Genomic DNA, 12,633 nt, shown 5'->3' with positions numbered 1-12,633 from the left:
CAGGGACGAGTTTCGAGATCCTAGTTCCGAGTAGAGCGGAAGAGCAGAGGCGGGTCTATGGCCCTGAGGTTCTAATGGATATGTAGTGGTACATTGAATTTGGCCACCTGATAAGAGGTGATATGATCACCTCGCATTACTACAGGTGAAAAAATGATAAATAATTCACGACGCCGCTTTAGCGCCGAGTTCAAACTAGAAGGTGTTCAGATGGTTATTACTCAGGGACGCTCAGTTGCTGATGTTGCAGAAGCCCTTGGGATTGGTTTTTCCACTCTTGGTAAGTGGGTTCGTCAGGTTCAACTCGAGCAGGATGGTAAACCCGTTCAAGCTCAACCCATCACTGATGAGCAAAGAGAGATAGCCAAACTCAAAAAGGAGATCGAACAGCTCAAGATGGACAAGGAAGTACTAAAAAAGGCTACCGCTCTCTTGATGTCCGACTCCCTGAACAATTCTCGTTAATCGAGAAACTCAAGCAGAGCTATGCAGTGAGCTATCTATGCCGCCTTTTCAGAGTTCATCGCAGTAGCTACAGAAGTTGGGCTAACCGAGATACTGCTATCAAGCCTGAACAACTGAAATTGGAATGCGAGATCAAGTCGATCTATCGTGAAAGCAACCAATCAGCAGGAGCCCGAACGATTGCTCAAATCGCAACGAATCGGGGGCACAAGCTTAGTCGTCATCTCGCTGGTAAGTACATGAAATAGCTTGGTTTAGTAAGCTGTCAGCTTCCTCAGCATCGCTACAAAGCGGCAAACAAGGAACGTCCTGATATTCCTAACTTACTTAATCGCCAGTTTGCGGTGACGGAGCCGAATCAGGTTTGGTGTGGTGATGTTACCTACGTTTGGACCGGTTCTCGTTGGGCTTATTTAGCCGTTGTTTTGGACTTATTTGCTAGGAAACCGGTTGGTTGGGCCATGTCACTATCACCGGATAGTAGGCTAACGAGTAAAGCTCTAATGATGGCATACGAGAGCCGAGGCAGACCGGAAGGAATCATGTTTCATTCTGATCAAGGCAGCCACTATACAAGCCTACAATTTAGGCAGTGTCTTTGGCGATGTCAGATGACCCAAAGCATGAGTCGTAGGGGAAATTGTTGGGATAATAGCCCAATGGAAAGATTCTTCAGATCATTGAAGCCGGGAATGGATCCCGGCAACAGGCTACCGTTGTTTGCAACAAGCAAAGCAGTTGATTATCGATTACATAATCGGCTATTACAGTGATACCAGACCACATGACTACAATGGTGGATTGACGCCAAATGAGTCATAACGGTTATTCTGGAATTGCTCTAAAACAGTGGCCAATTTTCGTTGACCACTACAATAAAAGGGACGAGTTTCTAGGGACGGGCATGCTTCGCGCTGAGTGAGAGCAAAATCAAAAGGGTTCAGTGGACCTGCAGGTAGAATTCCTCCCCTACATGAAAAAAGCAAGCGCGATCACACTTGCTTTTCCATAGGACCTTAGGGCCAAGGACCGCTTTTAATCCCGATCTTTCCTGCTTTTCTTTGATACTCGCTGACTCGTCCCTCGCAAACTGCTTTTTACTGGATCTTCTTCCCCTTCACCAACTTTCTCACCCACATACGGCCCGGATGCAAAGCTTCCAGTACGCTATTTGGCAGGGGTAATGGGTCGCCACAAATTTGAGAGGCCAGGACTTCACCCAGTAACGGGGCGGAGCTTAGACCGCGCGATCCTAAACCGATCATGGCAAACAGGTTTGGGTACACCGGAACCTGTTGTGCGCTGTCTTGGTTCTCTTTCAGGTCGGCGTATTGCTCAAGCAGCGTGTCGAAGTCACATACATCCCCGACAAACGGCAGGTGATCGCGGCTGGCACAGCGCACGCCAACACGGGCGTTGTTGTCGGAGAAGTCCAGCGTGGTTGGCCATGCAATGTCTGGCAGGCAGTTGATCAGGCGCTGCTGGTTGTCTGCATGCTCTTCATTGCTGAAGGTTAAATCTGTGCTGCCACGTCGGTAGCTGGCGCCAATGCAGTGGCTGTCGCCTGTGGCGTTAACCGGTGTCAGGTAGCCGTCGTAACACAACACGGTGTTTAGTTGGCTCAGCGCCGCATTGGTCGGGATATGGCTCACTTGGCCGCGCACGGAATAGGCCGGGATCGCTTGGGTCTGTGTCAGTTCAGCAAAGCGGTGACCGTTTGCCACGACGACAGCAGAATGAACGGTGTGCCGGCCATGTTGGTCAGTCAGTTGCCATTGCTGATCGGCGTCTTGTGTGATTTGCTTAATTTCACACTCAGTGTGCAGCGTCAGCATGCCTGTTTGTTGTGCTTGTTGGATCAAGGCGCGCGTCAGGGCTTGTGGACATAACCAGCCGCCCAGTGGATAGTTCACGCTGTGAAAGCCGGTTTCGACCCCTGTGACCTGCTCGGTCTCTTCCACGTTCAGGCTGCGGATCAATGCGTCTGGAAAACCGCCATCCAGCATATTGCCGAGCTTTTTCGCGGCGTTGTCATCCCACGCTAACTGTGTGACACCACACCAGTCATAATCAAAGGTCGTGCCGGCTTTTTCATTGTTGGCGGCGGCTTGGTCGACAAACTGACGGGCAAACACAAACGCGGGCGCAAAGAAGCGCGATAGGGCATCGTTGGCCCCATTAAGCAGCGGGTAGACCGCGCCTTGGCGGTTACCGGATGCGCCTTCGGCAGGTAGAGCATCCGCGCAGTAAAGAGTGGTGCGAATGCCACGGCGAGCCAGTGCCAGCGCGGTAGTGGCAGAGCCGACGCCACCGCCGATGATGGCGACAGAATCAATGTTAGCGGCAAGACGGGTGTACCACGGTTTGACGTTGCTGCCGTATTGACGCTCAGCAATGTGGCCGGCCAGCATTTCACGTTTTTTGCCGAATCCTTTGGCTTTGCGCATGGTAAAGCCGGCATCCATCAGGCCGCGACGGACAAAACCGGCTGCGGTAAAGGTTGCCACGGTACAGTCTGTGCGCGCCAGTTTAGCCATGCCATCAAACAGGCTCTGGCTCCACATTTCCGGGTTTTTACTTGGCGCAAAGCCATCGAGGAACCACGCATCGACGATACCTTGCTCATCGGTCCATACTTGAGGCATACAGTCCTGAATATCACCAAACCACAGATCCAGCGTGATCATGCCGTCTTCCAGTACCAGGCGATGACAATCTGCCACAGCGGGTGGGTAGTGAACATGCAGTTGCTCAGCCACATCGGCCAGCTCAGGCCATGACTCATGGGCTTTGATAAGATCGGCTTTGGTGACCGGGAATTTTTCAAAGCTGATGAAATGCAGCTCTTGGGTCGTCGCGTCCGGGTTAGCGTCACGGAAGGCTTTAAACCATTGCCACACCGCGAGGAAGTTCAGACCGGTGCCAAAGCCGGTTTCGGCAATCACAAAGCGGCGGCGGTCAAAGGTTTCCCAGCGGGTTGGCAGCTGGTTTTGTTGTAGGAACACGTAGCGGGTTTCTTCCAGACCATTGGCATTTGAGAAGTAGACATCATCAAAGTCATTGGAGACAGGCGTGCCTGACTCATTCCAGTCCAGTACCGCATTGGCGATGCGAGTGGTCGAAGTGAGCGTGTCAGGGTGTTTTACGGAATCTGGCAAGGGAGAAACCTCATAAGTTGCGATAACAGGGTGCATTTCAATCAAGGTAGCGGGCAGAGACTGTGCGCTACGTAGTAATAATGCACAATTTGAGTGAAATGATAGGCGATTGTACCCGATCAAAAGGAAAGCTGACCACTTTTGCCAGACAAACCCGTTATTATCATCAGCGTTAAATGACAGTAGGAATTCATCATGAAACGAGCCGTAATCACAGGCATGGGTATTGTATCCAGCATTGGTAACAACGTTAAAGAAGTGCTGGCGTCATTGAAGGAAGGTAAGTCAGGTATTTCTTTCTCTGAACAGTTCGCAGAAATGAAACTGCGCAGCAATGTTTGGGGCGATTTGAAACTGAACCCGTCAGAGCACATTGATCGTAAGAAAATGCGTTTCATGGGGGATGCTGCCGCATTTGCATACCTGTCTATGGAGCAGGCAATTGCCGATTCTGGTCTGACAGACGAACAAGTTTCTAACGAGCGCACCGGTTTGGTGGCGGGTTCAGGCGGCGCCTCCTCGCTAAACCAAGTGGCTGCGGTCGATATTCTGCGCGAAAAAGGCGTAAAACGCGTGGGTCCTTATATGGTACCACGTACAATGTCATCCACCGTTTCAGCGTGTTTGGCGACCCCATTTAAGATCCGTGGCGTGAACTACACCATGAGTTCGGCATGTGCGACTTCTGCACACTGTATCGGTCACGCCGTTGAGCTGATCCAACTGGGCAAACAAGATGTCGTGTTTGCGGGTGGCGGTGAAGAGTTGGACTGGTCACTGACCATGATGTTCGATGCGATGGGCGCGTTGTCAACCAAGTACAACGACGATCCAAGCAAAGCGTCCCGTACTTACGATGCAGACCGTGACGGTTTCGTGATCTCTGGTGGCGGCGGTATGCTGGTTATCGAAGAGCTTGAACACGCTCTAGCACGTGGTGCGAAGATCTACGGTGAAGTTGTCGGCTACGGCGCAACCTCAGACGGTTACGACATGGTGGCGCCTTCTGGTGAAGGTGCAGTACGTTGTATGAAGATGGCGATGCAAGATTTGGACGCGCCAGTGGATTACATCAACACACACGGTACATCAACGCCAGTAGGTGATGTGAAAGAGTTAGGTGCGATTCAGGAATTGTTCGGCGAAAACAGCCCAGCGATCTCTGCGACGAAAGCGATGACAGGTCACGCACTGGGCGCAGCGGGCGTACACGAAGCGATTTACTCTACGCTGATGCTGGAGCACGGTTTTGTGGCACCAAGCATTAACATTGATAACCTGGACCCAGCCGCTGAAGGTTTGGACATCGTGACTGAGAAGCGTGATGTTGAACTGAAGACCGTAATGTCAAACAGCTTTGGCTTTGGTGGCACCAACGCCACACTGGTTATTAAGAAATACGAAGGATAAGCGCGCAAGCGCAGGGGCGAGTAAAGAGCGATTGATAGGAACGAGGGGCGAGTCTGCGAGTGTCGAGTAAAAGCCCGATAATTAGCGGCTAGACAGTTTGTCTCGTCTCTGGTTCCTTGCAAACTAAAGATGCTTTTCCTCGTCCCTAGCCCCTCGAAACTCGCCACTTCTTAATGCATTCTCCAGGTGTTGACGCTGACGACGATCATCCACTTTCGGCCTTTTTGCGGAGACGGATGGGTGTGATGAGCGCCAGCCAGCGCCACAACAGACGCGCATTCGTCGACATCATAGTATTTTCTTTTGCGGGATAGATCTGTGATCGCCGTGAATGTTTTGCCTGGAACCCGCCCGGTAGCCATCGGCTATCGGGCTTTTTTGCTCTTCCTCGCCCCTCGTCCCCGAATGCTTTACAATCTTCCCCAGCTAAAACAACGTGAATACGTAATAACAGTTAGGACCTAGCGATGAAAATCCTCATAGACGAGAATATGCCTTATGCCGAGGCGCTGTTTAGCCAACTGGGCGAAGTGATCAGCAAGCCGGGGCGCACGTTAACGGCAGACGATTTGGTGGATGTGGATGCCCTGATGATCCGCTCTGTGACCAAAGTGAATGCGGCGCTGCTGAGCAAAGCCAATGCGCTGAAGTTTGTTGGTACCGCCACGGCAGGGCAGGATCATGTCGATGAGGCGTTGCTGGCAGACAAAGGCATCACCTTTACGGCGGCGCCAGGTTGTAACAAAGTCGGCGTGGCAGAATATGTGCTCAGCAGCTTGATGGTGCTGGGTCAGCAGCAAGGGTTTTCCCTGTTTGATAAGACCGTCGGTATTATCGGTGCCGGTAACGTGGGCAGTTACTTGGCGCAGTGTTTAGATGCGCTGGGCATCCGTTATCTGCTGAACGATCCGCTGAAGCAAGCGCAGGGCGATCCGCGTACGTTTCATTCTATTGAAGCGATTCAACAACAGTGTGATGTCATCACCCTACATACCCCGATCACCCGTGACGGTGATTACCCGACACACCATTTGGTGGATGCGGCGTTTTTGGGGCAGCTTAAAGCTGGCTCCATTTTGATTAACGCCGCCCGAGGGCCGGTGGTTGATAATCAGGCGCTGAAAACGGCGTTGTTGGTCAGTCAGCAGCAACACGCGCAGGATGTAAGTGTCAGACCGCACCTGACAGCGGTGCTGGACGTGTTCGAGCAAGAGCCGCAAGTGGATTTAACCTTGCTGCCGTTCTTGGCGTTTGCGACCCCGCACGTGGCAGGCTATGGCCTGGAAGGCAAAGCGCGTGGCACCACCATGGTCTACAATCGCTTTTGTGAATTTTTAGGTGTCGATAAAGCGGTAGAAGCGGCGAGTTTGCTGCCGGTGGCGCCAGTTCCGCTGGTGACGTTGAGCCAGCCGTGGGATGAAGCGACCCTCTTTAGCCTGACTCAGCTTGTATACGACGTACGCCGTGATGATGGCGTGTTCCGGCGCGAAATGGGGCAAACAGAAGAAGGTAGTGCAGAAATGGCCACTGCGTTCGATCGTATGCGGAAAAATTACTGGGATCGACGTGAATATAGTGCGATTACGGTAGCGGGCGAGGCTACTTTTGGGGTAGAGTCGCTGGCTCAATTAGGTTTTACAGTAGAGGAAAGGCCATGAGCCAGGAATTTGATATTGCCGTACTTGGCGCAACCGGCGTCGTTGGCGAAGCCATTGTAGAAGTGCTTGAGGAACGCAATTTTCCTGTTCGCAATCTCTATTTACTTGCTTCTGAGCGCAGTGCGGGCAAAACCGTGCGCTTTAAAGGCAAAAGCGTACGCGTGACCAATGTTGAAGAATTCGACTGGGATCAGGTACAGCTTGCTATTTTCTCTGCCGGTGCAGAAGCGTCAGATCGTTGGGCGCCGATCGCGGCCGATCAGGGCGTGGTGGTTATCGATAACACCTCACGTTTCCGTTACGACTACGACATCCCATTGGTGGTGCCGGAAGTGAACCCGCACGCGTTGGCGGAGTTCCGTAACCGTAACATCATCGCGAACCCGAATTGTTCAACCATTCAGATGCTGGTGGCCTTAAAGCCAATCCACGATGCATACGGTATCGAGCGTATCAACGTGTGTACGTACCAGTCAGTGTCTGGTACGGGTAAAAAAGGCGTGGACGAGTTGGCGGGTCAGACCGTGAAACTGCTGAATGGTCTGTCTGCAGAAACGAACGTATACGATAAGCAAATTGCGTTCAACTGTCTGCCGCACATCGACGAGTTCATGGACAACGGCTACACCAAAGAAGAAATGAAAATGGTGTGGGAAACCCAGAAGATTTTGGGTGACGACAACATTCGCGTGAACCCGACGTGTGTACGCGTACCTGTGTTCTACGGCCATGCAGAAGCGGTACACGTTGAAACCTGTCAGCCTGTACACATCGAAGAAGCGATCAGTCTGCTGGAAAATGCCGAAGGCATCGAAGTGTTCCACGGTAATGAGTACCCAACGCAAGTGGGTGACGCAACCGGTAAAGATCACGTGATGGTCGCGCGTATTCGTGAAGACATCAGCCATCCATGTGGTCTGAACATGTGGGTTGTGGCGGATAACGTGCGTAAAGGCGCGGCGACGAACAGCGTACAGATCGCAGAAAAACTGATCGAAGAATACCTATAAATCGAATTGGGTACGTCTGTTTGAAAGTGAAACTAGACGGCCTCAATACGATGTTATCTTTACAGGGAAAGCCTCGGCTTTCCCTGTTTCTTTTCAAAAGTGCTTACTCTTCAGTTCGTCATACCGTGCAATCCCTACGCACAGCGCGAAGCGTGAACTCACACTCAAGATCATTGGCAATAGGCCGATATCCATTATTCTAGTATGATGCGCGATAGAAAAACGATGCATAGGGTATGCGCGACCCGCGCGATGCATTGATAGCTTATTTCCTGCCAAAGAGGATCGCAGGCAGTGTCTGATCACACAAAGATGATGAAACGCCTTTTATTACCGGCTCTTATTTCCTCCGCTCTGGCCATACCGGCTCAGGCGAATACCATTCGCATCATGGGCCCCTCTGACGAGCAAGCTGCGCCATCTCCTTATACGCCTTCTTCCGTGCAGCAGCCTTATGCCAGTGAAAACCGTTACGGGCCGACGACGCATCAGGAGACCTTGTGGTCGATTGCTTCTCGCTATCGCCCGAACGATCAGATCTCCATCTATCAGGTGATTGGTGCGATTTTCCGCAATAACCCGCAAGCGTTTGAACAGAATAATATTCATGGGTTGGTACCGGGCAGCATTCTGACCATCCCGACCTTGTCGCAAATTCAGCGTGAAAGTGTGGACGCCGTGAAGCAGCGTCTGGAAGCGGACAAAGGCCAGATTGCACGCGTTGCGGCAAACAAGCCCAAGCCTGTACCGGCTAAAGCGCCTGCGCCAGCAGTGGTAAAAGCCGAACCGGCGCCTGCTCCTAAAGCAGCACCGAAAGCCGAGCCAAAGCCTGCATCAAGACCTGTTCAGGAACCTGTCCAGGAACCTGTTCAGAAATCAGTTCAGGAGACTGAGCAAAAAGCGGCGCAGCCGACCGTCAGTGCGGATGAAACCGCCCGCTCTCTGATCCCGCAAAAACCAAAAGCATTGCAAGATCAGCTGGATGCATCTGATGAGCAGATGACAAAGCTGCTGGAAAGCAATCACTTACTGCGTGTGCGTTTGGCAGAAATGCAGCATGAAGTCGCGGCACTGAAAAACCAGATCAGTGACGATGAACAACTGCGCGAGCAGATCAAAGGCTTCATTGAACAACAAAAAGCCCTGCAGCAGGCCAAGCCGACAGAGCCTGAGTTAACCACGTTTGATCGCATCATTGATAACCCATTAGCCCTTGCGGCGATGGCGTTGATCCCTGGGGGCTTATTAGCGGCGCTGGCCGCCTTCTTATTGTGGGGACGCAAGAAAGAGGAAGAAGAGCCGCTGGATGCGCTGGAAGCGCCGCATGATGATGAGACCGCCATGGTGCCATCGCCGGTGGATAACGAAGTGGTGCCGAATCTGGCGCTGGGTGATGACGATGATCTGGATGATTTGTTCAGTGATGATGATCCGTTGTTTTCCAATGACACGGATAACAAGTCTGATCTTGATGATGAATTGTTCGAGATGGAAAGTGGCTTCGGACCAAGCAGTATTTCCGTGAAAGGGGATGAAGAAGCCATTGGCCTGGAAGACATGGAACGCGCGCTGGATGAAATCGAGCAGAAAGCCGATTTGAGTTCTGATGAAGCGTTGGCGGCGATGTGGGAGAAATCCCTGCAAGTGGAAGACGATGAAGACGGCTTTGATCTGTCGTTTGACAGTGATGCGCTGGATTTGGACCGCCCTGATGCCTTCTCGCCGGATCTTGCCGATGATTTGCCTAAAGAAACTGCGGCGCGCCGACCTGAGGTTGAGCCGGATCAGGAAAACCTGATCAGTCAGGATGATTTGGACTCCTTGTTCGACAGCTTTGTGGCTGACGACATGGACGATGCCTTCGATAAGCCTGCCGCGTTCGATAACCCAGCTGCCGCTGCGGACAGTGATGCCCTGAAGCGTGAGGAAGACGATCGTGCTCAACAGGCGGCGATCGATCAGGCCTTGGCAGAAGCGGAAGATATGTTCTCGTTGTCGTCACAAGATGATATCGATGATTTGTTCTCGGCCAACAGTACATCATTGCTTGATGAGTTGATGGACGAAGAGGAAGACGATGCGCTGACGTCGGATATCACGCTGGAAGAAGACAGCACCGCGTTGTTGGATGAATTGCTGGGGGATTTGGAAGATGATGACTTTCCCTCAACCAGTATTGCGCTAGAAGAAAACAGCACCGAGTTGCTGGATGAGCTGATGGCCGATCTGGATGAAGACGACGATGATGCCTCGACGCTCGATTGGCCGGAGATGGACGATCCTGAGTTCGAATCACCGTCAGCGCCAATGAATGCTGATTTTGAGCGCGATCTACGTGACGCCTATCAGCAAGGCGAGCAACCGGGTGTTGCGTCAGACGTGAATGCGGAGACGAAGCTGGAGAGCCAGCCAGCTGAGGGCAATGCGTCTGAAAATGCGGTACAAGCCGATATACCTTTAGCGGCACCTGTGGCTGCCGCCGCCACGGCGATTGCAGTGGATGAGGTACTGGCCGATGAGCTGTTTACGCAGGTGACAGAGCGTGACTTGACGGTCTCTGACTCGGTGGAATCGACGCCTTCGTTGGATCAGCCTGAGCCTGACATTGCGTCGGAGCCAGACATTGAGCCAGCACCAGCGCCAGTACAAGAGCCGGAACCCGAACCTGAGCTAGAGCCTGAAGGCTCTTTTGATGTGGATACATCGGCCTTTACGGTTGAGTCTGAATCGCAGCACGATAATGCGTTTGTCTCTGATGAAGACATGTTTGTGCCTGAGTCTACTTTTGCACCAGAGTCAGAGCCAGAACTGGTACCAGAGCCAGCCGTGGCAGAAGGCTATGTTGCTGAAGATCCTGTTGCTGAATCCGTTGCAGAGCCTGTGGTCGAGCAAGCGGTTGAGCCTGTTTCTGTCGATGCTGATGCTGAGCAAGAGTCTGAGTTGGCTGAGATGCCTGCGCAGCCTGAAGTGACCGAGACTGCGGACATCGAGCCGGATGTATTGCCACAAACGGAAGCCTCTGAACCCGTACCAGCAACACCGTACGGCAGTGATGATGAGCAAGCTGAGCTTGAAGCCTTGTTAGCGGCTTCGTTTACGGAAGAAGATGCGGCAGCGATGGATCCGTCGGTGGGCATGACCGTTGAACAGCTTCTGGAAAGCCTGGATGTCAATGCGCCGTTGGATCTGTCTGATTATCCGGAGTTTGATGAAGAAGCGGCAATGAATGCGCCGGATGCTGAATTGGATGACACACCGCAGATGGACGTGAGTCCGGATGAAGAGCAGGCGGTGTTTGACAATATCGTGCGTCAGTTGCAACAGGCGGCGGAAGCGGCCGAGCGACCACAAACCGCTGCGTCCGTGAATGCGTCCGCGAATGCGTCCGCGAACGCGCCGGTTGAGGAGATGGCGGATGCGGCTGTGCAAGAGGCTGATGCTCCAGATGTTTCAGTATCAGACGTCCCATTTGCCGATGACAATGCAGAGGTGCTGGAGTCAACGTTAGACTTGGGTCACGACGATGAGGCTGAGCCGTCAGCGTTTGGTCTGCATGGCCAGCCACAGGTTGCGTTTGAAACGTATGACGCGGCTTCTTTACCTGAATTTGGTGAAGACGATGCGCTACAGGCGTCGTTCGATGAGCAGCATGAGCTGGAGCAATACGAGCTGGAACAAGGTTTGGGTCAGGCGCAGTCTTCAGCGTTGGAGGCGACAGCGAATACCGTGACTGACAATGCGGCTGATCCGGTTGCGGATAGCGCAGCGTATACGCCAAGCTCGCCAGCCGCGCCATTGTCGCCGGAAGCTGAAGCGATGCGTGATAGCATGGAAACCGCAGGCTTAGATATGGCGGCGTTGCTGAGTGAACCTGAGGTTGAGCCTTCACGCGCTGACGTGTTTGAGCAGGCTGAAGTCATGGACGAGACGTCTGTTGTTGATCACGCTACAGAGTCGGCACCGCAGTCTGTCAGCGTTTCTGATGCGGCGGTGGATGAGTTAGAGCGTGAAGCGCTGTTTTCACCGGCCACGTCTGCGGCAGAAACCATCGATGCGTCGCTGGCTGAAGACGAGGCGATGTCGGCAGAAGATGACGCCATTTGGTCTGCGGCCAATGTTGAGCCTGAACTGGAAGGGGAAGACTGGACATCGCAGCCTGAAATGCACACAGAAGATGTGCCCGTGTTTGATCAGGATGACGCCGCATTAGATGCTGTGACGGCTTCTGTGACTGCGCCAGAATCGGTGTTGGATGAGATTGATTATGCCGCTCAGATGCCAGCTCCTGAGGCAGTGGTACCGGTTGAGCATGCTGTTCAAGATGATACGTCTTGGCAGGATGACTCAGAATCTGTGTTGCTCACGGAAGAAAAGCCAGCACCTGCGCCGACGCCGTCTTACATCAGTATCGAAGAGCTGATGCGCGAGCTGGACGATGTACCGGCGACCGACATGGATGAAGCACCGTTGAATCTTGAGGTGGGGTTGGACGAGTTCCCGGATGTATTGGCCGGTATTGACAGTTACGATGTCGACAGCCAAGGCGAGTACGCCAGCAAGCTGGATTTGGCCAAAGCGTACCTTGAGATGAACGACAGCGAAGGCGCCCGTGATTTGCTGGAAGAAATCGCCCTGCAAGCCGACAATGACCTCCAAAGCGAAGCAAAAGCCTTGCTGGGGAAGATGAAGGTGTAAGCAGAAGTGAGGGACTAGGGACGAGATCCTAGTTCCTCGTTAGAGGCGAAGAGTAAAAGCGGGATAAAATCGGTGCTATGGCCCTGAGGTCCTATGGAAAAGCAAGTGCGAGAGCGCTTGCTTTTTTTATGGGGGACGGAATTCTACCTGCAGAACCACAGAACCACAGAACCACAGAACCACAGAACCACAGAACCACAGAACCACAGAACCACAGAACCACAGAACCACAGACCA

5 protein-coding genes and 1 pseudogene are annotated in these 12,633 nt (G+C 52.7%); 5 read left to right on the top strand and 1 reads right to left on the bottom strand.

The genetic code is table 11. From position 1 onward, the window contains the following. Positions 1-153 precede the first annotated feature (153 nt). Positions 154-1,287, top strand: a pseudogene (locus ABT58_RS23835) (IS3 family transposase). A gap of 275 nt (positions 1,288-1,562) precedes the next feature. Here the strand turns inward: ABT58_RS23835 and mnmC are convergent. Next, positions 1,563-3,623 (bottom strand): bifunctional tRNA (5-methylaminomethyl-2-thiouridine)(34)-methyltransferase MnmC2/FAD-dependent 5-carboxymethylaminomethyl-2-thiouridine(34) oxidoreductase MnmC1, encoded by a 2,061-nt coding sequence (gene mnmC, locus ABT58_RS20130; protein ID WP_047876240.1) that lies wholly within the window; start codon positions 3,621-3,623, stop codon positions 1,563-1,565. A gap of 195 nt (positions 3,624-3,818) precedes the next feature. On the opposite strand from mnmC, the gene fabB reads away from it, so the two are divergent. The 4 genes from fabB (at position 3,819) to ABT58_RS20110 (ending at position 12,396) form a co-directional block, all read left to right on the top strand. Then, positions 3,819-5,033, top strand: coding sequence for a beta-ketoacyl-ACP synthase I (gene fabB / locus ABT58_RS20125; RefSeq protein WP_047876239.1), 1,215 nt, complete (start codon positions 3,819-3,821; stop codon positions 5,031-5,033). Between the two features lie 467 nt (positions 5,034-5,500). Then, positions 5,501-6,691 (top strand): 4-phosphoerythronate dehydrogenase, encoded by a 1,191-nt coding sequence (locus ABT58_RS20120; protein ID WP_047876238.1) that lies wholly within the window; start codon positions 5,501-5,503, stop codon positions 6,689-6,691. Next, positions 6,688-7,701, top strand: coding sequence for an aspartate-semialdehyde dehydrogenase (locus ABT58_RS20115; RefSeq protein WP_047876237.1), 1,014 nt, complete (start codon positions 6,688-6,690; stop codon positions 7,699-7,701). The genes ABT58_RS20120 and ABT58_RS20115 overlap by 4 nt, the downstream gene beginning before the upstream one ends. 294 nt (positions 7,702-7,995) lie before the next feature. Next, positions 7,996-12,396 (top strand): FimV/HubP family polar landmark protein, encoded by a 4,401-nt coding sequence (locus tag ABT58_RS20110; protein WP_156168832.1) that lies wholly within the window; start codon positions 7,996-7,998, stop codon positions 12,394-12,396. Positions 12,397-12,633 lie beyond the last annotated feature (237 nt).

This window comes from Photobacterium aphoticum (assembly GCF_001029435.1).
Classification (GTDB): Bacteria; Pseudomonadota; Gammaproteobacteria; order Enterobacterales; family Vibrionaceae; genus Photobacterium; species Photobacterium aphoticum.
This window is presented reverse-complemented; position numbering and strand designations above follow the sequence as displayed.

What these genes read in the sequence shown, in the direction of transcription:
- ABT58_RS20120 (WP_047876238.1), top strand. Translation starts at nt 5,501, where the DNA reads ATGAAAATCCTCATAGACGAGAATATGCCTTATGCCGAGGCGCTGTTT.
- ABT58_RS20115 (WP_047876237.1), top strand. Translation starts at nt 6,688, where the DNA reads ATGAGCCAGGAATTTGATATTGCCGTACTTGGCGCAACCGGCGTCGTT.
- fabB (WP_047876239.1), top strand. Translation starts at nt 3,819, where the DNA reads ATGAAACGAGCCGTAATCACAGGCATGGGTATTGTATCCAGCATTGGT.